The organism is Cutibacterium modestum (genome assembly GCF_008326345.1).
In the GTDB taxonomy this organism is placed as follows: domain Bacteria; phylum Actinomycetota; class Actinomycetes; order Propionibacteriales; family Propionibacteriaceae; genus Cutibacterium; species Cutibacterium modestum.
The window spans coordinates 599,531-624,729 of sequence record NZ_BJEN01000002.1 but is presented as its reverse complement, the minus strand read 5'-3'; the positions used below and the strand labels follow the sequence as shown (position 1 = coordinate 624,729).

The 25,199-nt window shown below is 59.6% G+C and carries 20 protein-coding genes and 3 pseudogenes; 10 read left to right on the top strand and 13 right to left on the bottom strand.

Annotated features, from left to right (window positions below; translation table 11 throughout):
- Positions 1-212: 212 nt before the first annotated feature.
- Entirely contained in the window at positions 213-599 is a 387-nt protein-coding gene (locus tag F1563_RS07625) for a hypothetical protein (RefSeq protein WP_002528829.1), read from the bottom strand.
- A gap of 270 nt (positions 600-869) precedes the next feature.
- Between F1563_RS07625 and F1563_RS07620 the strand changes: the two genes are divergently transcribed.
- On the top strand, positions 870-2,519 hold the full coding sequence (locus tag F1563_RS07620) for a DNA repair helicase XPB (protein ID WP_002528831.1): 1,650 nt from the start codon (positions 870-872) through the stop codon (positions 2,517-2,519).
- Positions 2,520-2,742: 223 nt separating this feature from the next.
- The gene (locus F1563_RS07615; RefSeq protein ID WP_149302640.1) at positions 2,743-3,573 is read left to right on the top strand and encodes a serine hydrolase; all 831 of its coding nucleotides are present in this window, start codon (positions 2,743-2,745) and stop codon (positions 3,571-3,573) included.
- A gap of 13 nt (positions 3,574-3,586) precedes the next feature.
- Here F1563_RS07615 and F1563_RS07610 read toward each other — a convergent pair whose 3' ends face one another.
- The 3 genes from F1563_RS07610 to iolG form a co-directional block, all read right to left on the bottom strand.
- Positions 3,587-4,273: a copper homeostasis protein CutC gene (locus F1563_RS07610; RefSeq protein ID WP_002528833.1), complete on the bottom strand. Its 687-nt coding sequence runs from the start codon at positions 4,271-4,273 to the stop codon at positions 3,587-3,589.
- A 4-nt stretch (positions 4,274-4,277) separates the two neighbouring features.
- Complete coding sequence (locus F1563_RS07605) at positions 4,278-5,069, bottom strand: CPBP family intramembrane glutamic endopeptidase (RefSeq protein WP_002528834.1); 792 nt, start codon at positions 5,067-5,069, stop codon at positions 4,278-4,280.
- Between the two features lie 218 nt (positions 5,070-5,287).
- A complete protein-coding gene (iolG, locus tag F1563_RS07600; RefSeq protein WP_002546671.1) occupies positions 5,288-6,274 on the bottom strand; it encodes an inositol 2-dehydrogenase in 987 nt (328 codons plus the stop codon).
- A gap of 155 nt (positions 6,275-6,429) precedes the next feature.
- Between iolG and F1563_RS07595 the strand changes: the two are divergent.
- Both F1563_RS07595 and F1563_RS07585 read left to right on the top strand, forming a co-directional pair.
- Positions 6,430-7,336, top strand: a pseudogene (locus F1563_RS07595) (sugar phosphate isomerase/epimerase family protein).
- 309 nt (positions 7,337-7,645) lie between these two features.
- Entirely contained in the window at positions 7,646-8,062 is a 417-nt protein-coding gene (locus F1563_RS07585; protein WP_202877267.1) for a hypothetical protein, read from the top strand.
- Between the two features lie 198 nt (positions 8,063-8,260).
- On the opposite strand, the gene F1563_RS07580 is transcribed toward F1563_RS07585, so the two are convergent.
- From F1563_RS07580 to F1563_RS07560, 4 genes and pseudogenes are all read right to left on the bottom strand, one after another.
- Entirely contained in the window at positions 8,261-8,461 is a 201-nt protein-coding gene (locus F1563_RS07580; protein WP_002533923.1) for an alcohol dehydrogenase catalytic domain-containing protein, read from the bottom strand.
- Between the two features lie 222 nt (positions 8,462-8,683).
- A pseudogene (locus tag F1563_RS07575) lies at positions 8,684-10,290 on the bottom strand (MFS transporter).
- 147 nt (positions 10,291-10,437) lie between these two features.
- Positions 10,438-11,649, bottom strand: coding sequence for a Gfo/Idh/MocA family protein (locus tag F1563_RS07565; protein WP_002528843.1), 1,212 nt, complete (start codon positions 11,647-11,649; stop codon positions 10,438-10,440).
- Positions 11,650-11,901: 252 nt separating this feature from the next.
- A complete protein-coding gene (locus tag F1563_RS07560) occupies positions 11,902-13,395 on the bottom strand; it encodes a CoA-acylating methylmalonate-semialdehyde dehydrogenase (protein ID WP_002528845.1) in 1,494 nt (497 codons plus the stop codon).
- A 537-nt stretch (positions 13,396-13,932) separates the two neighbouring features.
- Here F1563_RS07560 and F1563_RS07555 point away from each other — a divergent pair.
- Positions 13,933-14,169, top strand: a complete 237-nt coding sequence (locus F1563_RS07555) for a hypothetical protein (protein ID WP_002528847.1) — start codon at positions 13,933-13,935, stop codon at positions 14,167-14,169.
- 153 nt (positions 14,170-14,322) lie between these two features.
- Here the strand turns inward: F1563_RS07555 and iolD are convergent, their stop codons facing one another.
- The 4 genes and pseudogenes from iolD to iolC all read right to left on the bottom strand — a co-directional run bounded on the left by iolD (position 14,323) and on the right by iolC (position 18,450).
- Positions 14,323-16,221, bottom strand: coding sequence for a 3D-(3,5/4)-trihydroxycyclohexane-1,2-dione acylhydrolase (decyclizing) (gene iolD, locus F1563_RS07550; protein WP_002528848.1), 1,899 nt, complete (start codon positions 16,219-16,221; stop codon positions 14,323-14,325).
- A 2-nt stretch (positions 16,222-16,223) separates the two neighbouring features.
- Complete coding sequence (gene iolB, locus F1563_RS07545; RefSeq protein WP_002528849.1) at positions 16,224-17,096, bottom strand: 5-deoxy-glucuronate isomerase; 873 nt, start codon at positions 17,094-17,096, stop codon at positions 16,224-16,226.
- Positions 17,093-17,325, bottom strand: a pseudogene (locus F1563_RS14870) (Cgl0159 family (beta/alpha)8-fold protein); the annotation flags it as partial. The pseudogene F1563_RS14870 and the gene iolB, both read right to left, overlap by 4 nt.
- Before the next feature lie 135 nt (positions 17,326-17,460).
- On the bottom strand, positions 17,461-18,450 hold the full coding sequence (iolC, locus tag F1563_RS07535; protein ID WP_002528851.1) for a 5-dehydro-2-deoxygluconokinase: 990 nt from the start codon (positions 18,448-18,450) through the stop codon (positions 17,461-17,463).
- Positions 18,451-18,667: 217 nt separating this feature from the next.
- On the opposite strand from iolC, the gene F1563_RS07525 reads away from it, so the two are divergent.
- From F1563_RS07525 to F1563_RS07510, 4 genes are all read left to right on the top strand, one after another.
- A complete protein-coding gene (locus F1563_RS07525) occupies positions 18,668-19,411 on the top strand; it encodes a GntR family transcriptional regulator (protein ID WP_002528852.1) in 744 nt (247 codons plus the stop codon).
- Positions 19,412-19,511: 100 nt separating this feature from the next.
- Positions 19,512-20,588 (top strand): transaldolase family protein, encoded by a 1,077-nt coding sequence (locus F1563_RS07520; protein WP_002528853.1) that lies wholly within the window; start codon positions 19,512-19,514, stop codon positions 20,586-20,588.
- Positions 20,589-21,605: 1,017 nt separating this feature from the next.
- A complete protein-coding gene (locus F1563_RS07515) occupies positions 21,606-22,010 on the top strand; it encodes a hypothetical protein (protein ID WP_149302625.1) in 405 nt (134 codons plus the stop codon).
- Positions 22,007-22,864, top strand: coding sequence for a hypothetical protein (locus F1563_RS07510; RefSeq protein WP_002528856.1), 858 nt, complete (start codon positions 22,007-22,009; stop codon positions 22,862-22,864). The genes F1563_RS07515 and F1563_RS07510 overlap by 4 nt, the downstream gene beginning before the upstream one ends.
- Before the next feature lie 67 nt (positions 22,865-22,931).
- Here the strand turns inward: F1563_RS07510 and groL are convergent, their stop codons facing one another.
- Positions 22,932-24,566 (bottom strand): chaperonin GroEL, encoded by a 1,635-nt coding sequence (gene groL, locus F1563_RS07505; RefSeq protein ID WP_002546665.1) that lies wholly within the window; start codon positions 24,564-24,566, stop codon positions 22,932-22,934.
- Positions 24,567-24,898: 332 nt separating this feature from the next.
- Here groL and F1563_RS07495 point away from each other — a divergent pair, with 332 nt between their 5' ends.
- Entirely contained in the window at positions 24,899-25,183 is a 285-nt protein-coding gene (locus tag F1563_RS07495; protein ID WP_002528859.1) for a DUF3263 domain-containing protein, read from the top strand.
- Positions 25,184-25,199: the final 16 nt, after the last annotated feature.

The window sequence follows — 25,199 nt, the reverse complement described above, 5'->3', positions numbered from 1 at the left end:
GAGCGAAACGACTCCTTCACCTCAAAGGGGTCCCCGTACCCATGCTTGCACTGACATGAGTGTTGATGCCGACAGCCAGATCTACAAGCTGAATCAGTATGCGCTCCACAGCCAACCGCTCGACCAGCTCCAAGTTAGGCTTAGCACCCACCTCGCAGAGAGTGCGCAACAAACTAGACGACAAGTTCAGGCGCCGCAGCACGACATCTTGGTCAAACCGTCGCGGCACCATAGGCAAGCTCCTTCAACAATGCTCTCCGCAAGGGCTCCTCGCCACAGTACAGACCAAAAGCCGCGATCTGCTGGTTGGCGTACAGGTGCGGCACCCGCTCCACGAGAAGCTCACCGAGCATCAGGGCGCCGTACCGTGCGACGGCACCCGCGCGGACAAGCGGCATGAGGTCAACACAGTCGCCATACCGGTTGATGAAAGCACTCGCCACGTCGACGTCGTCACCATCCACCCCAAACTCAAACAGGTATGCCAGATCGAGGTCGTGGGCCTGAGATAGACGGTTCACTACGCTGCCGTGCAGCGTCAGCAGAGCAATCCGTTGCTCGGCGCATAGCTGCTCCAGCGCGGCCACTGCGGCAATCATCCCAAAGGCGCGAGATGGCTCCCTGCACTGTCGTCATGGCCCAACGTAATCGCGCACCGCGCCTTGGAACACGACCGGTATGGAACTGTTGGTTCCCTATGCCTCTGTCTGGCCGGGCCATCCGGTTCACAGTGGTTCCCCTTGCCATCTACGGTGGCAGAAAGATCCACACCGCACATGATTGCCACAACCCCTCGGGCTCTGACACCGACGCCCCCAACCCGGACCTCCTCGGGAACAAACACACGCCGCGGGGCGATACTTGAGGTGATGATTTCTGTACCCGGCCCTCTCATTGTCCAGTCCGACCACACCCTCCTGCTGGAGGTAGATCACCCTCAGGCAGACGAGTGTCGTCACGCTATAGCCCCGTTCGCAGAATTAGAGCGTGCCCCTGAACACATCCACACCTACCGGCTTACCCCGCTGGGACTGTGGAACGCCATGGCCGCCGGACACGATGCGGAGCAAGTCGTCGATACCCTCATGAGGTATTCGCGCTACCCGGTAGCCTCCGGCCTACTCATCGACGTTGCCGAAACGATGTCGCATTATGGCCGGTTACGCATTGAAAAGCACCCCACCCACGGGCTGGTACTGGTGTCGACTGACCGAGCCGTGCTCACTGAAGTATTGCGTTCCAAGTCGGTGCGCGGTCTTGTCGGTGACCAGATTGATGATGAGACGGCGGTGGTCCATCCTTCGCAGCGCGGCACCCTCAAACAGGCGCTACTTAAGCTGGGATGGCCCGCTGAAGACCTCGCCGGTTACGTCGACGGCGAGCACCACGACATCGACCTCGACGAGGGCGGTTGGAAACTGCGTCCCTATCAGAAAATAGCGGCACAATCCTTCTGGGACGGCGGATCTGGCGTCGTTGTGCTGCCTTGCGGCGCTGGTAAGACGATTGTGGGGGCCACCGCGATGAGCCTCGCCCGCTGCACGACGCTGATCCTCGTCACCAACACCGTCTCGGCCCGGCAGTGGAAAGAGGAACTCGTTCGTCGTACCTCCCTCACCCCCGACGAAATCGGCGAGTATTCCGGGTCGCGCAAACAGGTGCGCCCGGTGACAATCGCCACCTATCAGGTCATCACAACCAAGCGTCACGGAGTGCACCCACACCTAGAACTCTTCGAAGCCCGCGACTGGGGTCTGGTGATTTATGACGAAGTACATCTACTACCGGCCCCAGTCTTCCGAATGACGGCTGACCTACAGGCACGCCGCCGTCTCGGCTTGACGGCAACCCTGGTGCGTGAGGACGGACATGAGGACGACGTCTTTACCCTCATTGGCCCGAAGCGCTATGACGCTCCGTGGAGAGAAATCGAAGCCCAGGGGTGGATCGCCCCTGCTGATTGCGTCGAGGTGCGGGTGAGCTTGTCTGAGTCCGACCGGATGACATGTGCGATGGCCGAACCTGACGTCCGCTACCGGATGGCCGCAACCCTCCCGATTAAAAATCGGGTCGTGAGAGACTTGGTAGAGCGTCATCGTGGCCAGCCGACCCTCATCATCGGCCAATACGTCGACCAGTTGGAGGAACTAGCCACAGAATTGAAGTGCCCGATCATCACCGGTTCAACGACACCGACTCGACGTCAGGAGACCTACCAGGACTTCCGGGAGGGACGGGTCGACTTGCTCGTGGTCTCTAAAGTCGCCAACTTCTCCATTGATCTACCGAGCGCCGAAGTCGCCATCCAGGTCTCCGGAGCTTTTGGATCCCGTCAAGAAGAAGCACAGCGTTTGGGCCGTCTTCTGCGACCCAAGGACGGCCTGGTCGCCCGTTTTTATGCGGTCGTCTCGCGCGATACTGTTGATGCCGACTTTGCTAGCCATCGTCAGCGATTCTTGGCCGAGCAGGGATATTCGTACCGCATCATTGATGCGGACGATCTGGACGCGTTGGGCTGAACGGCGTGAGAATGGACGTGAACGCACCGGGTCCACGAATAGGAGGATATGATTGTCTGCGAAGGTGCTAATCACCAGGCGTACGGCGTTAGGGGGCTTACTCGTCGCTACCGGAGCCGCCATTGGTGTGCCAGCAGTGCGAGCTGCCAATAGGCCGGAGAAGTCAGCACCGCGCAAACCTGCCCCGACCACGGTGGTGAACCCTGCGGCTCCTGGGCTATATGTGCCATTCCCCTACCAGAATGAGCTGAAAAAATACCTCAAGACCCGTAACGGAGAACAGTCCGTGGCGATGCGGGTACACGGGCAGCGTGAAATCCATGTTCTCAATCACGGCGCTACCACCTACATCACCGCGTCCATTATCAAACTGGCGATTATGGAAACCGTCCTGATCCAGGCCATCGGTGAGAAGCGCCAGCTCACCAAGAGCGAGAAGGACCTTCTAGTTCCCATGATCGAGAATTCAAGTAACGAAGCCGCGACTGCGCTGTGGGAGCAGGTTGGCAAAGCTGACGGTGTCCGCAAGGCGATGCGTCGCATGGGAGCTACCCACACCACCTTCGATCCCGAAAACCGTTGGGGTCTGACCTCGACAACTGCCGCCGATCAGATCGTAATCGCCGACCACATTTTCTGCCCTAATACCATCATTCCAGAGTCCATGCGTGCGTACGCCTGCGAGCTGATGTCTAGCGTCGAGGACGACCAAAACTGGGGCATGTCAGCGGGCATGAAGTCCCCTTTCGTCAAGAATGGGTGGCTGCCGCGCGACGATGGTTGGCACGTGAATTCAGTGGCCTCTACCGGAGCCAAGGGATACACCGCCGTCGGTCTAACCCATTCCGCCACAGCGTCCATGGACGATCTGGTGGAGACCATCGAGGGAATGGCGCAGATTATTGCCCGCCATCAGCCTCGTGACGTCACAGCTCCTCCCCCGTCAGCCCGCCCACAGACCGCCACCCCAGCCCCTCAGACTGCGGGAGGCGATCACGGTCACATTCCTTTTCGGGCACCGGGCACCCGGAATGTCTGGGTCCGGGCGTTCTGACGCGAACCTGGCCTCACCCAGCCAAACGGTCGAGGAGATCTCGCCAGGACCTCACTAAGTCAGCATCAACCCACGCCTTCCATGACCCTTGGGGTCGAGCAGGGCTGCCAATGTGAAAGGCCCGAATGCCGGCCCGATATAGCCACGGGACATGTTCGGCGCGTAACCCACCGCCAGCCATGATGAGGTCGGCTACTCGAGGATCCGTTTTAGCCCGGGCGATGAGGTCGTCCAGACCGTGCTCGACACCTCGTGGCGATCCGGCCGTCAGCACCTGATCGAGCCCAGGTAAACCGAGCAATTGCACCCATGCCTTATCCGGCTCCAAGCTGTTGTCAATGGCACGGTGGAAGGTCCAACGCCGGCACCCCTCCGTCAGCTCGGTGATAATCCCGACGTCAACTCCGGTCGCCTCGTCGAGAAAACCCAGCACCGGGCCGTCAGCTCCCAGGTCCCGATACGTACTAACCAAACACAAGATCTCGTCACGACGACGCGGATCAGCCCGAAATCCACCACCAAGACGCAACATGGGACGCACCGGGATGTCGACAACGCTGAGGGTGCGTGCCAACAGCTCGGGGCTGGGCGCCAACCCGCCTTCGCCCATTGTGCCGACCAATTCTATGCGGTCAGCGCCTCCCTCCGCTGCCCGCTTGGCGTCGTGTTCGTGTAGACAGATGACCTCGAGCAATGCCATAGGTCTAATTGTTGCGCCATTCGTGTCTAATCGTCACGAGAAGGCCGGTAACAAGGATAACCAGGACAATCGTGCTGATGATGGATCCCTCCGCCCCGAACGTTCCCCCAGTTAGCCAAGGGTGGGAGCCAGTTGTCCTCACGGTCGTCAGTACGCTCTGGTTGAATTCCAGGCCTGAAACGTCGAACCCTAACACCATCCCCTGCAACCAATTCCAGACTGTGTGGAAGCCCATCGCCACGAGCAGGTTGCCTCGCCAGACCACCAGCAGCCCCAGCATGAGACCGAATCCTGCAACGTTGACCAAGGCCACCCATGTAGTACCTGGGTTAGCCCCGTGAAGCGCGGCGAAGACGACGGCTTGAATGGCCAATCCAGCGGGGATCCCCCATTTAGCTGCCACCGATTGCATGATGTAGCCGCGCAGCACGACCTCCTCGGCGCATCCCTGCACCAGAAACAACAAGATCGCGGCGACAATGAGCACTACCGCCATGGCGCTTGGCCTTGCCCACAGCATCGTCACCTGACCGCTGGTCGTCATAACCACAACGTCGATAACGAGGATTGCGACCGCGATTGCCACCCCAATCCAGACGTCGTTGCTATGCCCGCGAAAGCCAAGACAGTTCATGGGCCTCTGCTCGACGAACCGCATCCAAGCCCACAACGCTAACCAAACCCCAGCGAAGGATGCCAGCAGCAAGATCGTCGAAGTCTGAGCGTCTGGATGGCCGCCAACCAACGCGGTAAATACAAAGGCGAAACCAGCCTGTCCCACCCCAAGGATGGCCATTGCTGTTAACAATGACAACAGCGGGTGAAGCGTTCCGGCTCCAGCAAGAAACCGATCGACGGGTCGTTCGCGAGCACGAGAAGACCCCGGAGACAGGTCGAAAACACCTCCGTCACATCTCGGCGACATCTTCGCAGATTCAGTGTCCTCCGCAGGCGACACTGAATCTGCGAAACGTTGATTGTCGGTGTTCACCTAGGTGATCGTACCGAGCGGCATCAGAGGGCGACGACGCGATGCTCCTTGGCACTATGCGTTGCCGCATCGGCCAGGACCAAGGCTTCATAGCCGTCACGCGCTGACGAAGAGACCGCGCCGCCGATAGCGATTGAGTCAAGGAAAGTCTCCAACTCGATACGGTAGGCATCCTCATAGCGCTCAAGGAAGAAGTCCATGATCGCGGTCTTCGCCTCGGTCTGGGTGCTGGTGGCCTTGCGCACCGCAGTTTCGGTGAGGTTATCAGCGCTGAGCATGCCGGCGGCGCCAAACGCCTCAATGCGCTGGTCGTACCCAAAGGCGCAGGTCCGTGAGTTGATAATGGTCGCGAGCTTGCCGTCGCGAGACTTCAAAGTGACGATCACCTGATCGAAGTCACCCTGCTTTGCGATCTCCGAGGAGGCATTGGTACCCACAGCGTTAACTTCGGCAATGTCACCGAGGAAGTGCCGCACCATGTCGAAGTCGTGGATCGTCATGTCCTTGAAGATGCCCCCAGAGCCCGCAATGTAGGACGCCGGCGGGGCTGCCGGGTCTCGAGAGATGACGGTGAGTTGCTGCAGACTGCCAATCTCCCCATCGTCGAGGCGACTCTTCAAAGCGCTAAAAGTCGGGGCAAAACGGCGGTTGAACCCCATCATCACCTGGTCTGCACAATCACCCAGTTCGTTGATGCACCTCTTGGCAGACTCAACGTCGAGCGCAATCGGCTTCTCACACATCACTCGCTTGCCGCTGTTAACGGCTTTGAGGATGTGGTCGACGTGGAACTGGGTTGGAGATCCAATGACGACAGCGTCGATTGTGGAGTCGTCGAAGACCTCATCCGTATCCAAGCAGTAGTTCACGTCGTATTCCTCGGCGAGAGCACGTGCATTCTGCTCGAATGGATCACAGACGAGTGCCAACGTGACGTTGTTGCGGCCTCGGACGGCTCGGGCGTGGACGTGACCAATGCGTCCGGCCCCAATAATGGCGATCCTGATCATGCTGTGAACCCCTATGTTCGACAAAGCTGGTTTCTCGCCACTGACGGCAAGATCCCGCAATGTTAGCACAAAGTCTACTAGCAGCGTCGATTCTCACACCGGCGACAGCTATTGCTCCGTCATTTGACAGGACATATACTACATGGATCGGTCTGATGCACAGGAGCTCAGGCCTCCGAGACACGAGGAGCACATCAATGAAGATTGCCGGAGCGCCCATCAGCTGGGGCGTCTGCGAGGTTCCGAACTGGGGTTACCAGATGGACGCCGGAGCGCGTCCTCACCGAGATGAAGCAAATCGGTCTTACCGCCGCTGAGTTTGGCCCTCAAGGCTGGCTACCTATTGAGGCCAAGGCCCGCGCCACAGAAGTGAAGAAGTACGGCCTCACGCCCGTGGGCGCGTTCTTCCTGTCCGTCATGCACAATCCGGACTTCGATCCGATCCCCATGGTGAACAAAGAGCTTGATGCTTTCGAAGCCGCCGGGGGTGACTATCTCATCCTCGCCACGGACTCCGGACGCAATGGATACGACGATCGCCCCGTCCTCGACGAGACGGGTTGGAAGACGCTGTTCACCAACCTGGACCGTATTCGTGACGTCTGCACCAGCCGCGACGTCACCGCCTGTCTACACCCCCATTGGGGAACGATGGTCCAGAACCGTGACGAAGTGATCCGAGTGCTCGAAAACTCCTCGATTGGACTGTGCCTAGACACCGGACATTTGGCCTGTGGCGGCACCGATGTCGTTGAGCTGGTGCGTGAGTATGCCGACCGCATGGACATCGTCCACGCCAAAGATGTCCATAAGGAGATGGCCGACAAGCTTCTACCTGGCGAGATCACCTGGTCCGAGGGCATCCGCGCCGGGATGTTCGGGCCCATCGGCGACGGGGACATAGACTTCGCCGCCATTGTAAAGCTCCTTGACGAGGCTGGGTTTGACGGCTACTACGTGCTAGAACAAGACATCATGATCGACGAGGAGCCGCCCGTTGGCGACGGCCCTATCATCAACGCCCGCAAATCCTTCGAGGCCTTGTCAGCACTGGATCACTGATCCAAGACACAAACTCGGGTGGCCCCTCCATGGCAGAGCAGGCCACCCGGGTGTCCTCATCCTCTCGGCAGTCTCATAAGGACATGTTGACTCATAAGGACATGTTGACAACCCCGCGGGAGGCCATAGCCCCCGACAGCAGGAAGATCGACGCGGGTACGCGTACCGCAAGAATCCAGGATCGACTGTCTGCGTCGCACCGTACGGTCAATCTCGACGCCGCCCGTCTGTACTCTGGTCTCAGGCCAATGGACACCATCTGCCCCTCATCGGCGAGCACGCCCCATGGCCGTCGTCCACGTTGCAGGGATGCCCCAGCGCTTCGAAGGCAACGTCAACTCCGCACCCACCGGTGATCTCGAAGACCTTCTCTCATGCGTCGTCGGTAACGGAATTGACAATGTGAGTGGCGCCGAGCCTCTTGGCCTCAGCGAGTTTCTCACCCTGGACATCGATGGCGATGACCAGATCGGCACTCATGGCCCTAGCGAACGATGGTGTTCGAACCCGCTCCCCGGTCCCGACCACCACCACAAACTCCCCGTAACGAAGGTCAGCGCCGTGATGGGCAGCACCATAGGCCGTCATCACGTCACACCCCAGAATGGCAGAATTAACCGGGTCACGGTTATCAGAGAGGGGCGCCCAGCCGTCGCCGGCATCACACAGTATTGCGTCAAGGCTCCCACTGAGTACATTGCCACTGGCTCGCCGTCAGGGAGCTGAACAGACGGGTTCGCCCGTCATGGAGAGTGCCGTTTAGCCGATTCATCTTGATGAACGGCCCGAACAGATCGTCTCGTCCACGGCAGCACGCATCGCACCCGCCCGCAGGACACGAGGAGCCCACCCGAGACGGACTATCCAATCTCGAGGCCGAAGCGTCCCAGACTTTCACCGGGTTCAACGATGACGCAGCCGACCTCATGCCCGAAAACCGCCGGAACCGGAAAGGTTATCACCCCGACCTAGGGCATGCAAGTCCGAGTGGCACAGCCCACAGGCAGTGACCTTGAGAAGAACCTCATCGTAATGTGGTCGTGGGACATTGAGGTTTTCAATGACGAACGGCTCACCGGGTTTCCGTAGCACCGCGGCACGCATAGTTGTTGGCGAGGAAGCCATAGCCACCTACTCGTTTGTCCTTACATCAAATGTCATTGCACCAGGAGCTCTTAGGTGTCACAAGACCCAATCACAGCAAATTTCGAGATTTCCGCAGGCTCAGCGATAGCGTTATTTCATTACCCCAATCGGCAGTGGTTGCGTGCAGAATCACCCATCATGAGCCAAGGAGATAGGGTGCATGGCCACAGCTACACACCCCATTCAACAAACCAGATAAACTCAAGAGTAGCGCTCCTCCATATACGCTTCTATCTGTTCCAAGGACTTATTTCGAGTCTCGGGCATGATCTTGAAAAGGACTACTGCGATGACGAGATTCATAATGCCATAAATAATGTACGTCAACCCACCACCCAAGCCTGCCATCATGGACGGGAAAGTGAAGGTGATGACGGCGTTGATCACCCACATGAAGAAGATGGCCGTGCCATTCATGATGCCGCGAACGTTCGCCGGAAACATCTCGCCGAGCATGGTCCACACCACCGTGCCATTGGTGGACTGCACGATGAGCATGAACACTGCCATAAGTCCGAGAATAAGGTACGGTGCCCACGCCGGCGGTGTGGTCTTGTCAGCAATATGCGGAGCGATTGTGAACTGGAAGGTTGCCGCAATAACGAGCAAAGTAACGCCCACGGCGGAGACGTCGAAGATGAGTAGACCGCGTCGACTGAACTTAAGGATGAGCCACAAACCACCGACAGAGCCGATGACGGACATGACGCCATTGGCCACCTGCGCGGTAATCGACGCCGAAGTCGTCATACCGGCGTATTCCAGTACCTTCGGTGCATAGTACATCACGGTGTTGACACCCGTTGTTTGATTCACGATGGCAAGGAAGATACCCACTAGCATGAGCCTGCGCAGCCATGGCGTCCGCCACACATAGGCAAAAGCATTGCCCTGATACTTGTTCTCCAACTCGCGCTGCTGGGAAATAAGCATCTCCTCAACCTCTGCGTCCAGAGGGCCGTCCTTCTCAGGATCGCGCACTCGTTTGAGGGCTCCGACGGCATCAGCCACCCGACCTTTTGCCAGGTACCAGCGAGCCGACTCCGGCATGAGGCGGATACCGATCCACAGGGCAATTGCCGGAATCGAGCACAACACCAGCATCCAGCGCCAGGCCGCACCGTTGCCGGACTGGATCACGAGATTCTCCACGAACGCGCGGTACTGGTTCCCCTCTAGAGGCCCACCCTTTGAAGCCTGGAGAGCCAGAATTTGGTCCCAAGAGTAGGCGCCCTCGGTAATCCCGAGGCTGTTCGGATTGTTGTTGGTCTTGACGACCAACTGCGGACCGCCATGGGCAGCGTTAATGATGGCGTTCATGGAAAACGCCAGAAGTTGACCAGTGACAATCATGAGCTGGTCAATGGCAACGATCGACCCTCTGATTCGTTTTGGCGCATTCTCAGCAAGGTAGACCGGAACAGTGGCCGACGCGGCACCAACAGCGAATCCCAGCACGAAGCGGAAGACGTACATCACGAACACGTTCGGCGAGAACGTCGTGCCCAAGGCCCCCAGCAAAAAGATAACCGCGAGTACCGTGATGTTATGACGCCGCCCCCACCGGTCGGACATGATGCCGCCAGTCACGGCGCCAATTGCAGCACCGATGAGGAGTGTGCCGCCAATGGCACCCTCCTGCACCGGAGTTAGGGCGAGACCGCCAGCCAGCTGGGGCATGTATAGGTAGGGAAGCGCCCCGGATATGACACCTGTGTCATATCCGAAGAGTAGGGACCCCAGGTCGCCACAGCTGCAAGTGCACCGATGCCCCGGTGTTTGCCGGACGGCGGAGTCTCATCGATCATCCGGCTAATGTCTTCTTTGATGTGTGGAGGTGTACTCATGTCACCCTTTCAGTCAGAGGCAATTCCAGCCCCAATCCATCTGGCGGCAGCTCCCACCGGCGGCCCAGTTTTGCTGCCAGGCCCGGTTAAAGGCACGCGATAACGCGGTCACTTGTCGAATGTGGTTCTCCCCGAAACCGGCTTCACGTCATGCCAAGAGTGGTCCCCACAGGAAGCAACGATCGCGTCGTTGACCTCCGCCGAGGCCCAACCGTCTGCGACGGATGGGCCATACTGCTGCCCATCCAAGACTCCTCGGACGAACTTCGCAGCCTCAACGACCTTCATATCGTCGAAGCCCATGGATGTTCCGGCTCCTGGTTGGAAACGCATGAACTCAGGGAAGTCTGGTCCGGCCATGCAGTCGACATACCCTTGCAGGGCACGATTGTTTCGCCCCAGACAAACCTGTAGGTGGTTGAGATCCTCGAAGTTCCATCGGATTGATCCGTCTGTTCCATAGATCTCGACGATGTATTCCGCGCGCGGCCCAACACTGACCCGACTGGACTCCAGGGTGCACATCGCTCCGTTCTCCATGCGGGCGATGACGGCGCAATAATCCTCGTTGCTCACCGTCCCGAGCTCGTCGGAGACGACCCAGCCCGTGTGACCGATACCTTCCTTGAGCGGCTTGGGACGCTGACGAATGAACACCTCGGACACGGCGGACACCTCGACGATTCGCCCCCTGAGCAGATACTGGACAAGATCCTCGCCGTGACCCATGAGATCGAGGATGACGCCGGCGCCCGCCCGCTCTTTGTCATAGCGCCATGTCAGCGGCCCGCGCGGGTCGGACGCGTAATCCGCAATGAGCCATGCCCTAGCATTGGTCACCGTCCCCAAGCGCCCATCAGCTATCAGCTGGCGTGCGAACTCGATGGAGGGAACGTGCCGATAGTTGAAACCGACCGACGTAACAAGCCCCTTAACCTCCGCTGCCTCAGCGATCTGGCAGGACTGCTTCGCATTGGTCCCCATCGGCTTTTCAATCCAGAACGGCTTTCCCGCCTCCGCAGCGACAAGAGCTATATCGCGATGCAGAAAATTCGGTGCGCAAATGGAGACGACATCCACCTCGGGATTGTCGATAAGATCATGATAGTCCTCGACCGCAGTAGAGAATCCCAGTCGGTCCACTGCCTGTATTCGGTTTTCCTTTAGCAAATCGCAACACGACACCAGTCGGATCTTTGCGTCAATCTCTGGAAATTTCTCGGCAAGTGCTTTGTACGCACGGGTGTGTAGTCTCCCCATCCACCCTAGCGAGACCACGCCGACACCAATGGTTCGTCTCTTGTTCATCATGACCCCCATGAATCACCGTCAGCTCCCATAGCTGACGAACCCACGCACAGCGCCGTGCATTTGTCCTGTCAAAAGGATAGCACAACGAAAGTTGCCGTCCAGTGCCTATGCCAGCCAGCCCCAGACCTCCCCATCGTCACTGACCTCAGTCATGGCTATAGGAACGTCGACAACCTTTATCTTCCCCGCCAACGCGACCCCGGCTCGAGGATAACGAGGCGGCCGGGGTTGAACCCGGCCGCCTCAATCACACCCGCCGTGTCATTCCTCGCGCTGGAACGACATCGTCGCGGCGTAGGTCTTCTCCGTTAGCCAGCGCTCGGTGATGGCCTTGGCACGAGTGTAGAAATTAACGCCTTCTGGACCGTGGATGTGGGTGTCGCCCAGCAGCGACTCCTTCCAGCCGCCGAACGAGTAGAACGCGACCGGGGTCGGAATCGGCACGTTGACGCCGACCATGCCCGCTTCCACATCAAGGGTGAAGCGACGGGCTATACCACCGTCGTTGGTGAAAATCGCAGAGCCGTTGCCGAATGGCTGAGCGTTGACGATCTTCAGCGCCTCGTCGTAGGTATCGGCGTGGACAACAGCGAGCACCGGTCCGAAGACCTCCTCAGTGTAGACCGGGGCATCGAGTGGGACGTCGTCAAGGATTGTCGGCCCAAGGAAGTGCCCGTTCTCGTAGCCGGGAACAGTGAGTCCGCGGCCATCAAGGACGACCTTCGACCCACGCTTCTCGGCGTCATCGATGAGGTCGACGATACGAGTCTTGGCCCGGGCAGAGATGACGGGCCCCATCTCGACACCCTCACCCATGCCCTCACCGACCTTGATGGCCTCGGCATGCTGCTTGACCTTCTCAGCCAATTTCGGACCACAGCCCCCCACAGCGACGACCACCGGGAGCGCCATGCATCGCTCACCGGCAGCCCCGAAGGCGGATGCGGAGATGTGCTCGGCAGCGAAATCTAGATCACAGTCAGGCATGACGATGGCGTGGTTGTTCGCACCACCAAGGGCCTGGACGCGCTTGCCACGGCTTACACCCGTGTCTTGGACGATGTGAGCCACCGGCGTCGAACCAACGAAGGAAATAGCGTCGATGCCCGGGTGGATCAGGATGTCCTGAACGCTGCGGCGATCACCCGAGAGCACATTGAAGACACCGTCGGGAAGTCCGGCCTCTTTGTAAAGTTCTGCGGTAAGAAGCGACGCGGACGGCGTGGGCGACGCCGGCTTGAGGATGAAGGCGTTCCCCGTGGCGATCGCCAGCGGGTGCATCCACATCGGCACCATAGCCGGGAAATTGAATGGACAAACGCCCGCAACGACGCCAACCGGCTGACGGGTCGTATGAATGTCGACTCCGGTGGAAACATCGTGAGAATATTCACCCTTGAGGGCAACGTTGATTGCCGTTGCGAAGTCAAGGGTCTCCCGACCACGCTGAATCTCGCCGATGGCATCGGAGTAGTTCTTGCCATGCTCTTCGACGATGAGTCGTGCCATCTCGTCCTGGTTGTCGAGGACGAGCTGACGCATCCGGAACATGATGGCCACACGCTTCGCCAAAGAATAGCTCGCCCACTTCTTCTGCGCCTGGCGAGCCACCTCGACAGTGTGGTTCAAATCCTCCTGGGACGCCTGCAAGAGCTCTGCAATTATCTCGCCAGTTGCCGGGTTCTCAACGGGGATCGCTCCCAGCGGGGATCCCTCGTAGTACTCACCGCCAACCCATTGCTTGATGGTCTTCATGCTCGATAACTCCTTCGTCGTCGACGGATGTCGAAGGCGACCGCCTCCATGGTTAACGCACCTCATGATAACCCCTCAAGCACTCTTTGTACTAACAATTAGCGATCCTGGTTCTAGTACGGGATCGTTTCCCCATGCCCCCGGCGACACAACCACGCGGAATCATGAATTCATTCCATGCCCACATGAAGATTGAGTATGGTCAAAGTTTCCGTAGAGGACTCGACTGACAGCGCCGTCACCAGCTTCAGCGCGCATAACGCACGGGCATCGTGGATCGCAGCGGCTTCGATGATCGACGTCGGAAGTTCGTGAAACTGCGCGCATTCAGGACACACCGAGTGCGACCGACCGTGAGAGCTGAGGTGCCATCACCGCCGCCCTGACGATCATGCGATCACTCAGGTTATTGTGCTAACATTCGATCCATTGGGGTAGTTCCCCACCGCTCGAGAGACCTCGAGCGTGCACACGGTCGTGCCGAGCACGGCCGTACGGTCATGTCTCGGCACCCGAGAGGGAGTTAAGACACCACATATGTCCTTGAGCTACGTTGACTCTAACGTCATTCTGCGCGCCCCGGCTGGTATGCGGTCGGTCGCGCACAGTCAGGCAGTCATCTTGCTTCGCTTTGTTCCGGCGGCACTAGTCTTGTTTGCTTTAGCTATCGCCGGTGTCATCAACCAAGCCACAATCCTCACCATCGTCTCTGGCCTCATGACTGTCGCCCTGACGATCACGTTGAGCATGATGCACTTCTTCGACAACGCCTGAGCACACGCAGCCCCATATCGCAGCAACCACGCCCGACGGGCAGGGCAAGACACCAAAACATCGACGTGTGAAGGGGCCCAGCCAAGCTGGAACCCCTCGCACTGCCTTTGGGACCCGTCGTTCGACCGCCCGGCCGATAGGGCGTGGGTACCGTCAGAAGAACCTGCGCTGTGCGGCTACTCGTCCGATATACTCGGCATAGGCTTTCTGCGTCGACTCCAGACGCGATTGTGACGTGACCGGCACATCCCACCATCCTGATGCGGGTGGATTGGGCCCGTACAGGTCAGTCTCGATATGGATCATGGTGGCATGATCAGACGCCGCGGCCTTGTGGTAGGCCTCCTTGAATTCCTTGATGGTGTGAACCTCGAGGACGTCAATTCCCCACGACCGTGCATTGGCAGCAATGTCAAGAGGTAGCAGGGCGTCATCCCCGACCACATGGCCTTGTCCGTCGTCGTGCTGGCGGTACTTCGTCCCGAACCGCTGGGAACCGTGAGATTCGGACAGCGCCCCGATGGAGGCGAATCCGTAGTTCTGAAGCAATACGAGGATGACCTTTGCACCCTCCTGGACGATCGTCGCCAACTCCATCGGCAGCATCTGGTATGTGCCGTCACCGACAATCGCGACGACCTCGGAATCTGGCAACGCCATTTTCACGCCCAAAGACGCCGGAATCTCGTAGCCCATGCAGGAGAAGGCGTATTCCACGTGGTACTGCACCGGCGTGCTGGCACGCCACAGGCACTGCAGGTCGCCGGGCATCGATCCGGCCGCATTGATGACGACGTCGTCGTCACCCATGAGCTCGTTGAGGGCACCGAACACCTCGGTCTGGGCGGGCAACGGCCCGTGGCCCAGGTGGTAGCAGCGGTCGGTGACTTCGGCCCAGGCCCGCGCCTGGGTCACGGCGAAGTCACTCCACTCCTGGTCGACGTGGTAGTCGGCCAGCTCTTCGGTGAGAACCGTGAGGGCCTCGCGAGCATCGGCCACCACCATCTCGGCGCCCTGCTTGGCCGCGTCGAAGGAGGCGACGTTGATGTTGACGAACCGCACGTCCGGGTTCTTGAAGGCCGTCTGGGATGCGGAGGTGAAGTCCGAGTACCGGGTTCCCACCCCGATGATGAGGTCCGCCCGGGCCGCCAGCGCATTGGCACTGTCGGAGCCCGTGGCACCAACACCGCCGACTGCACACGGATGATCCCAGTTGATGGCCCCCTTGCCGGCCTGGGTGTCGGACACCGGGATGCCCGTCGCGGTGGCCAGCTCCCGGAGTTGCTGGGACGCCTCGGAGTAGATGGTGCCGCCGCCGGCGATGATGAGTGGGCGACGTGCCGACCGGATCGCCGCCACGGCCCGCCCCAACGCAGCGGTATCGGGACGACGTCGGTCGATGTACCAGACCTTCTTGTCGAAGAAGGAGACCGGCCAATCGTAAACCTCCGTCTGCACATCCTCTGGCAGGCAGATGACTGCAGCGCCCGTGTCCACGGGGTCAGTGAGCACACGCATCGCACGAGGCAGCGAAACCATGAGCTGTTCGGGACGATTCACTCGATCCCAGAACTTCGAGACCGGACGGAACGCATCATTGCACGACACATCGGGATTGGTGGGGTCCTCCAATTGCTGAAGGACAGGGTCTGGTGCCCGATTGGCGAAAATGTCAGCCGGGAAGAGCAACACCGGTACCCGATTGGTGGTGGCGAGGGCTGCGCCGGTGACCATGTTGAGCGAGCCCGGACCAATGGACGCCGTCGCAGCTAACGCTTGCAACCGGTTAGTAGCGCGGGCATAAGCGGAACAGGCGTGAACCATACCTTGCTCGTTTCGGCCCATCCAGTACTCGAGGCGACCTTCCTCATCGTCAGGGGCGACCTCGTTCTGCAGCAGTGCCTGGCCTAGACCGGTGGCATTTCCATGGCCGAAGATCCCGAAGACCCCTCGTATGAAGCGGCGTTCATTCCCGTCTCGCTCGGTGTACTGATGGGTCAGATAGCGCACGATGGCCTGTCCGACGCTAAGCCTCACAGTCTTGTCAGTCATAATCACTCCTCTGAGCCATCCACTGCCAACAGCAGACGGGGGTCAACGTCTTGGTCCTCCCAAGTCTGACGAATCCACCCGTAATGCGGATCGTCGACCGATTTCCACTCGGCGGTGCCCGGCCCCGCCATAACGTTGAGGTAATAGAGGTCATACCCGGGAGCGGCCGAGCAGGGGCCGTGCCAGCCGTGCGGCACCAGTGCCACGTCTCCGTTGGCGACCATCTCGGCCACATGGATCGGCCGATCCGGAGTCCCGTAGGTCCCGTGAAAGGCCATGCCGGGGCCGTGCTCGTCACCGCGGATCTCGAAGTAATAGATCTCCTCGAGCTCGTGCTCGGCCTCCGACTCCTCATCGTGTTTGTGCGGCGGGTACGACGACCAGTTGCCGCCTGGAGTAAGGACCTCACAGGCCAACAGTCGAGATGTGTGTAGGGGATTGGAGACGGCGTAGTTCACCACCTGTCGCGAACAGTTGCCCGCCCCACGCAGTTCCACACGCACCTCTTCGGCCGGACAATAGCGCGGTTCGAGATCCTCGCTTGCAAGCGCATTCGGCAGGGCCACTCGTCCACCACTGACTGCAGTGACGGCGACCGTCCTGCGCCGGGGCACAAAGGCATAATCGGTGACCTCACCCCAAACAGTGTTGCGCCCGGCGAGACTAGCTCGGAATCCATCGCCCTGCACCGTGAACGACCCTTCCAGAGGCAAAACGAGGTACTCGTGGTCGTCGGTGATCAGCTCAAAGGTCTCGCCTTTCGCCAGACTCGCAATAGTTAGGCCGGAGTACGTCCAACCAGCCCGCTCAGGGTCAACGACGACGTCGCGGCAGCCTGAGGCAGTACTCCCAGATCGAAATATCAGTTCCGTCATACTTGTGCTCCCAACAAATGAACAGCGTTGTCAATCGCAGCCACCACGCCCGAGTCCGGTGGATAGAGAACCGACCGACCCAAGACGAGCCCATGGACATTTTGTGCAGCCAATGCAGTGGCCCAGCGACGCCGGGTCCCTCCAGGATCCGTGCTCACCTCTCCCCGAACAGGGCAATAGGCAACGAGGTGGCTCGTACCGCCCGTTCCTTGTCGTCTACCCCAGGCAGGATGATCAGCCGCAACGACCATTAGCGGTTCGGTGAGGCTCCACGTCACTCGTGGACACTGTCTGACACGATCGGCGAACCGAATTGAATCGGCACGTCGCCGATCCCACAGCTTGTCGATAAGCGGCGTGCGCGTCATGACAGACGCTCCTCTTTGATAGCAATGTCTGGATGCTTCGCCATCATCGCGAACAATTCCGGTTCCGAGGGCATTGCCGTGGAGCATTCCAACCGCGTCGTGACAAGGGCTCCGGCGGCCGAGGCAGCCTGAATCGTCTCGGTAAGGCTCCATCCCTCCAGCAGTCCGTGACATAAGCTGCCGCCGAATGAGTCTCCGGCTCCAAGTCCATTGGTAACGTCAACTGGGGTAGGGGCGACCTCTACGCGTTCTTCGCGAGTCATGGCCAAGGTGCCTTTGGGCCCCTGCTTAACGACGGCCAGCTGAACGCCTGTCTCAAGCAGCGCACGGGCGGCTCGGTCGGGGTCAGCCTCCCTAACAGCCACCTCACACTCCTCGCGGTTTCCGATCGCCACCGTCACATGCGGCAAGATCGCCGAGACGGCCTCATGGGCTTTCGCAGCAGATTCCCAAAACATCGAACGGTAGTCGAGGTCGAGGACGGTGTGTTCTGCCTTGCCGCGCACTTCGAGGGCCCGGCAATGCGCATCGTAGGAGGGCTGTTGACACAGACCAGTCACCGAGAGCCACAGGATCCTCGCATTCCCCACGGCATCCTCTGGCATGTCGTCCGGGGTTATCCTCAGGTCTGGAGCGGTGGGGCGCCGGTAGAAGTACAACGGGAAGTCGTCGGGTGGAAAGATCTCGCAAAACGTCACCGGGGTGGGCAGTTCGGAATTGACGAGCACATAGTCGTCATAGACGCCGAGCCTGGCCATCTCACGGCGACAGAAGCGCCCGAAGGGGTCATCGCCCACTGCTGTGATAACTGCAGCAGAATGACGTAACCTGGCAGCCGCGACGGCCACATTGGTCGGGCTACCACCGAGAAACTTTCCGAACGACGTGACATCCTCCAGCCCCACCCCGTACTGCAGCGGATAGATGTCTACACCGATTCGTCCCACCGTGAGCACATCAAGGTCACGACGGCGGCTAGAGACCATGACCACTCCACTTCATCGAGGATGTCTAACCTCCTAAATGCTACCAACCAAGGGAAGTATGTCAATACAATTGACGACGCTGTCAGATACCTCACATGCAAAGCTGTCGAAAATCGCCATCCGCGCACATCCTGACGCAGTCCGCACGATCGGCCGCCCCTTGCGCCGACCACCAATAGACTGTGCGGCAGCACATACTCACAGATGAGGAACGGCAGTGGAGAACGAGCCCTACATCGCTGACATCACCATCGACCGGTCCAGCCCGGACCCACTCCACACTCAGATCGCGGAGCCACTGGCACAACTCATCGAATCTGGGGAACTTCCTCCGGGAACGCGCATCGAGGACGAGATATCCATGGCGGCACGCCTGCATGTGTCGCGTCCCACCGCGCGTCGGGCCTTCGAGACTCTCACCCAACGTGGACTCGTCATCCGCCGACGCGGCATCGGCACCCAGGTGACTCCTACCCGGGTGCACCGTGCCATGAATCTCACGAGCCTTTACGACGATTTGCAGGCATCTGGGCAAAGGCCCCGCACCAGCGTGCTCGACTGGAAAGTGGAGACCGCCCCACCAGCTGTCGCCGCAGCACTTGGCCTACCCAGCAACTCCGAAGTGACCCATTTCCGCCGATTACGAATGTCCCAGGACGAACCGTTGGCGATTATGACAAACTGGGTGCCTGTAGACCTCGCACCCAGCGCGGAGGCGCTTACAACCACTGGTTTCTATAACTATCTGCGCAGCAGGGACGTCGTCATCGCGGTAGGTCATCAACGATTCAGCGCCCGTCTCGCCCTCCCCGACGAAGCACGTCTACTCAACGAACCAGCTGGCGCCGCCTTGCTTACGATGCAACGCACGGCGTGTGACGAATCGAACCGTGTCATCGAGTTCGGACAGCACGTGTACCGAGCTTCTATCTATGCCTACGAGAACACGGTGTACGCCTGACACCACAGCGAAACATTTGACAGGACAAATCTTGGGGTGTTGGCTAAACCTCGTACCGGCGACGACGACGCGCCGGTGAAGACCTCGCATAGGAGCCGCCATGAACATCGAATACACCCCAGGTCCACTCCTTGACGCGTCCCGCATGACCCCGACGGCGCTGTGGAACGACTCGGCCGACCTGGACGAACTTCGTCAGTCCATCGCGTTTGGCGGCGTCGGTGCCACTTGCAACCCGGTCATCGGTTACACGACGATCAGGAAGCACCCAGACATCTGGCAAGACCGCATTCGCGCTATCGCCGAGAGCAATCCCACGTGGGGGGAATCGCAAATCGGATGGCAGGCCATCAAGGACATGTCGGTCGAGGCCGCAAAACTCCTCGAACCGATCTTCGTCGAGCACAGGGGCCGAAACGGCCGCCTCTCCATCCAGACCGATCCGCGGCTACACCGCGACGCCAAGGCCCTGACAGACCAGGCCGAAGAATTCAGCAACCTTGCGCCAAACATCATCGTCAAGATCCCCTGCACCTCTGTGGGCATCGAGGCCATCGAAGAGGCCACCTACCGTGGCGTCTCGGTCAACGTGACGGTATCCTTCACCGTCCCTCAGGCAGTGCGCTCTGCTGAGGCCATCGAGCGAGGGCTAAAGCGCCGGGTAGCCGAAGGCAAACCTATTGACGAGATGGGACCCGTGGTTACGATCATGGCCGGTCGCCTTGACGACTGGCTCAAGGTCGTGGCCGAACGCGATCGCCTTTTTATCGATCCCGGGCACCTGGAATGGGCCGGCATCGCCGCGATCAAGCGCGCCAACCAAATCTTCATCGAGCGCGGATTCCGCTCCCGGGTGCTGTGCGCTGCATTCCGCAACGTCCTGCAGTGGTCAGAACTCGTCGGTGGCGACCTCGTAGTTTCTCCCCCATTCAAGTGGCAGAAACGCATCAACGACTCCGGCTACCAGACTGTCCCCCGCATGGATGAACCGGTTGCCACCGAGCATCTCGACGCTCTCAAAGAGATCCCGGAATTCATGCGCGCCTATGACCCGGATGGAATGACGATCGAGGAGTTTGACACCTTCGGTGCCACGCGAGCAACCCTCCGCCAGTTCCTCCAGGCTGATGCCGATCTCGACATCTTGGTGCGTGACATCGTCACCCCAGCCATCTGATCCTCCTCGGAGACACTGATCTGATCGACACATGACCCGACCGGGGCGGTTGCCACGGTCGGGTCTCGTGTAGCCTGCGGCGATCCACACAGTCGGCGCGTGCTGTCCTCACCCTTACTCGCTGTATCTGGTCATGACATTGGTGACACGGCCGTGACGCGCGTCACAGGTAACGGGCCACCAACTGCGCGCCTCTCGGCAACAGCTAAACATACTTATCGTTCGATTTAACTGATGCATGATCTGACGTACATTACCTCTTCAGCAATCCGGGTTAGCAGCAAAAATATACGTACGAGATAACTATTCCTATGCAGGTCAGCTAGAGACGATAATGGGTTAGACATTCCCTGGGAACATGTACGGTGCAGGTTCCGACGAGTCGCCGGCAGCGCAGCGATGAGAAACTGGTAGAGAGCACCACGACCATGTCGGTCAGGGCCCGCTGGCAATACACATCGTGCGCCGCCTAGGTAGCCTATCCCAGGCCACGCCACCGCAGAAATTAGCGCCATGCTACGGGACTCATCTCAGAGGAAATCGCATGAAGCGGGGGATTCTATATTCCGCACGAATATCTACTCACGGGTGCGGATGCAGTAGCCTGTCCACACGAATTGTTTCCCACATGGCACATTTCCAAGCCAGAGAGGATCTCATCATGACCAATCAACCGCCAGGCGGTGGATGGTCCCAAGGACCACAACCACCCATATGGCAGTCCCCGTATGGGCCGAATCAGCCCTACCCAACTATCCCTCAACAGCCAATGCGCAGGACACACCGCCCCCAAGTGGAGTGGATTCGTTTCGGTGTGGGCGCTGCATTGATGCTGTGCGGAGTCCTCACTCTGTTGAGTCTGATGCTATCCATGGTTACATTGCACGCCTCCAACGTTCGGGAAGACGTTCCACAGAGCGTGTCCATCAAACCGTTCAAGGGAATCGACGCGGGAATTGTGACGGACGCGATGTCAGCTGACGCTCATGCCAGGCCCTTCGTCGACGGAGCCCATCCATGGCAACTTTCACCGGTATCTTGTCCTTGCTGGCCGCATTGCTCTTCATCGCCGCAGGCATCCTTCTCATGCTGCGTCGCACGGTTCTCCTCACGACCGGTATGACCGCAAGGGCCCTTTATCTGTGCTTGACAGCGCGTATTCCTGTCAAGATTCTCACTGGATTATCAGGTGCGGCGGATCCATCAGGAGAAGACCAACTCGAAGACCTCGGAGATCTGGGCTTCATTTCTTCACGCATATTACGTCGTACTAATGATTTCTTAACATCAACCTCAATAAGCAATGGGGCTGGAACGAATCTCATCATCGCTTCCGAAGTTATCGGAGGCGTAGCGTTGATCACCCTGGTTGTCTGGGCCATCATCCGCGGGTTCAAGGCGACGAGGAGGGTCCCGCGATGAGCGAGAACGACGACTTCGACAAGACTCACATCAGCGCGGCGCCGACGTCGAATCAGCCCCCGAGCCAACCCGGGAGCCAAGGTAACGGGCCGCTTCCGCCTTCCCAAGACAACGGACAGCCGCGCCCCGCTCCGTACCCACAGCAGTACGGGCGACCCCCGCAGCAGCCACCCTTCCCTCTGGGCGCTCAACAACACCCCAACCCCTACCCCCAGCAGTACGGCCAGCCCAATCCGTACTACAACACGCCGGCCGCACCATCCGGCATACCTGCGAGATCGTCCCACGGCTTCATGACGTGGGTGAAGCAGGACAAGACTTCGCTGCTGTTCGGCGGGGGGCTGGCGCTCGTGGGTATTCTGCTGTTCTTCGTCCCGTTGTTTACATGGTTTTCCATCGGAAATCTCAAAGGCAAAGCCACGATAACGGGCACCGGCCACGTCACTGTCAGTTCCGTGGAACTCGGTGACAGTACCGAGGACATCAACGCACTCCAACTAATCAAGTCATGGGCACAGGCATTCACCAGCCCGACCCACACGATGCTCATATGGACGGGGATCATCTTCATCGTCGCCGGACTCATCACCGCGCTGACGGCGAGCAAGCTCGGTGACGTCATCGCCGCCGTCTCTGCCGGGTGCATGGCCGTGTCCTGGCTGACGATGGCTGTCGTTCCCATTCACAAGATCGCCGAGGCGCTTTCAAAATCCGAAGCCTCGGCACATGCGAAGATGGGCTCCGGTGTCATCATCGGCCTGGTGCTGCTTGTCGCAGCTCTCGCCGTATCGATTGTCCATCTCGTGCGAGAACCATCACCTTCGCGCAGGATGGTATCCACGGATCATCTCTGACCCATACGAATATCCATAAAACAATGGGGCGGCTCCAATTGGAGCCGCCCCATTCAGCTGGGCTAGATCACATCATGCCGCCCATGCCGCCCATGCCATCCATGTCGCCGCCGCCAGCGGGAGCCTTGACCGGCTCAGGCTTGTCGGCGATGACAGCCTCGGTGGTGAGGAACAGGGCCGCGATAGAGGCCGCATTCTGCAGGGCCGAACGAGTCACCTTCGCCGGATCGATGATGCCGGCGTCGACCATGTCGACGTACTCGCCAGTAGCGGCGTTGAGCCCCTCGCCGGCAGGCAGGCCGGCGACCTTCTCGGCAACAACTCCACCCTCGAGACCGGCATTGATTGCGATCTGCTTGAGCGGGGCGGCGCAGGCAGCCAGGACGATCTGGGCACCCGTCAGTTCATCATCCGACAGGCCCTCGATCTCGGCAGCCTTGGAAGCCTGCAGCAAGGCGACACCACCACCGGGGATGATGCCCTCTTCCACGGCGGCCTTGGCATTGCGCACGGCGTCCTCGATGCGATGCTTACGCTCCTTGAGCTCGACCTCGGTGGCTGCACCCACCTTGATGACGGCAACGCCACCGGCAAGCTTAGCGAGGCGCTCCTGCAACTTCTCGCGGTCGTAGTCGGAGTCGGAGTTCTCGATCTCCTTGCGGATCTGGCTGACGCGCCCGGCAATCTGCTCGGAGTCCCCGGCACCGTCAACAATAGTGGCCTCGTCCTTGGTAACGACGACCTGACGAGCGTGGCCCAGCAGGTCTAGGGTCACGGCGTCAAGGGACAGACCGACCTCTTCGGAGATCACCTGACCACCGGTGAGGATGGCGATGTCGTTGAGCATAGCCTTGCGACGGTCGCCGAATCCCGGGGCCTTGACGGCGACGGACTTGAAGGTGCCGCGGATCTTGTTGACGATGAGGCCAGCCAGAGCCTCCCCCTCGACGTCTTCGGCGATGACGAACAACGGCTTGCCCGACTGCATGACCTTCTCGAGGACTGGCAGGAGGTCCTTCAACGAGGAGATCTTGGAATTGACGATGAGGATGTAGGGATCCTCGAGGACGGCCTCCATGCGCTCGGTATCAGTAACGAAGTAAGGCGAGATGTAGCCCTTGTCAAAGCGCATGCCCTCGGTGAGTTCGAGCTCCAGGCCGAAGGTGTTGGACTCCTCGACAGTAATGACGCCTTCCTTACCGACCTTGTCCATGGCCTCGGCGATAATCTCACCGACGGTGGGGTCGGCAGCCGAGATGGAGGCAGTGGAGGCGATCTGGTCCTTGGTCTCGATGTCGATAGCCATGTCGGACAGACGAGCGCTGATGGCCTCTACCGAGGTCTCGATGCCCTTCTTCAGGCCCATCGGGTTGGCACCGGCGGTGACATTGCGCAGGCCCTCCCGGACCATGGCCTGGGCCAGAACGGTTGCGGTAGTGGTGCCGTCGCCAGCGACGTCGTCAGTCTTCTTGGCGACCTCCTTGACAAGCTCGGCACCGATCTTTTCGTAAGGATCGTCGAGCTCAATCTCCTTGGCGATGGAGACACCGTCGTTGGTGATAGTGGGAGCGCCCCACGACTTTTCGAGAACGACGTTGCGGCCCTTGGGACCGAGGGTGACCTTGACCGCGTCGGCGAGGGTGTTCATACCCGCCTCGAGTCCGCGGCGGGCCTCGATGTTGAATTCGATGAGTTTTGCCATATTTGGGGATTCCTCCGCTCCGGTGGGCTTGGCAGCCCGTGGACGTCAGATGGTGTGGCGGGAGCGACCCGCGTTGTGGTTCCCCGTGATGCCCGCGACGGACGATCTGGTGATCTCATCACCGGGATAACCACCCCCATCGGCGCTCGCAACACCGATCCGGGCGGTAGCACTCTCGCTTGCCGAGTGCCAATGACATGTTTAGCACTCACGCCCGGCGAGTGCAAAGAGTTCGTGAGCGGAAAATTGCCACTTACGCCGCCAACGATGACGAGGGACCCCTGTAGCGTCACTTACCCAATCCATTACGGGGCCGCCCCTAAACTGGCACCGTGTCAGATTCCGTCACCCCCGACTCCGAGAAGTCCGGCGAGCTGTGCGCCTCGGACCGCGCGATTTTAGACGTGGAAGATTCCTGGCAAGCCGGGAATCTAGGCGTTGACAAGGAAACCGCCATTCGCGACAGCCTTGGCCTGTCGTCCCCCCGCTACCATCTGCGACTCAATGAACTCATCGACGACGAGAGGGCCGCACGATATGCGCCGTCCCTTATCGGGCGGCTCCAGCGGATTCGCAGCCAGCAACGCCGTTCCCGTAGCGCACAATTGCTCGGATAACATCTGCGATGTCGTC

Coding starts and splice junctions, on each gene's coding strand:
- F1563_RS07625 (WP_002528829.1), bottom strand. CDS start 599: ATGATTGCCGCAGTGGCCGCGCTGGAGCAGCTATGCGCCGAGCAACGG.
- F1563_RS07620 (WP_002528831.1), top strand. CDS start 870: ATGATTTCTGTACCCGGCCCTCTCATTGTCCAGTCCGACCACACCCTC.
- F1563_RS07610 (WP_002528833.1), bottom strand. CDS start 4,273: ATGGCATTGCTCGAGGTCATCTGTCTACACGAACACGACGCCAAGCGG.
- F1563_RS07605 (WP_002528834.1), bottom strand. CDS start 5,069: ATGGCCATCCTTGGGGTGGGACAGGCTGGTTTCGCCTTTGTATTTACC.
- iolG (WP_002546671.1), bottom strand. CDS start 6,274: ATGATCAGGATCGCCATTATTGGGGCCGGACGCATTGGTCACGTCCAC.
- F1563_RS07585 (WP_202877267.1), top strand. CDS start 7,646: ATGCCCCAGCGCTTCGAAGGCAACGTCAACTCCGCACCCACCGGTGAT.
- F1563_RS07580 (WP_002533923.1), bottom strand. CDS start 8,461: ATGGCTTCCTCGCCAACAACTATGCGTGCCGCGGTGCTACGGAAACCC.
- F1563_RS07565 (WP_002528843.1), bottom strand. CDS start 11,649: ATGGGGGTCATGATGAACAAGAGACGAACCATTGGTGTCGGCGTGGTC.
- F1563_RS07560 (WP_002528845.1), bottom strand. CDS start 13,395: ATGAAGACCATCAAGCAATGGGTTGGCGGTGAGTACTACGAGGGATCC.
- F1563_RS07555 (WP_002528847.1), top strand. CDS start 13,933: ATGTCCTTGAGCTACGTTGACTCTAACGTCATTCTGCGCGCCCCGGCT.
- iolD (WP_002528848.1), bottom strand. CDS start 16,221: ATGACTGACAAGACTGTGAGGCTTAGCGTCGGACAGGCCATCGTGCGC.
- iolB (WP_002528849.1), bottom strand. CDS start 17,096: ATGACGGAACTGATATTTCGATCTGGGAGTACTGCCTCAGGCTGCCGC.
- iolC (WP_002528851.1), bottom strand. CDS start 18,450: ATGGTCTCTAGCCGCCGTCGTGACCTTGATGTGCTCACGGTGGGACGA.
- F1563_RS07520 (WP_002528853.1), top strand. CDS start 19,512: ATGAACATCGAATACACCCCAGGTCCACTCCTTGACGCGTCCCGCATG.
- F1563_RS07515 (WP_149302625.1), top strand. CDS start 21,606: ATGGCAACTTTCACCGGTATCTTGTCCTTGCTGGCCGCATTGCTCTTC.
- F1563_RS07510 (WP_002528856.1), top strand. CDS start 22,007: ATGAGCGAGAACGACGACTTCGACAAGACTCACATCAGCGCGGCGCCG.
- groL (WP_002546665.1), bottom strand. CDS start 24,566: ATGGCAAAACTCATCGAATTCAACATCGAGGCCCGCCGCGGACTCGAG.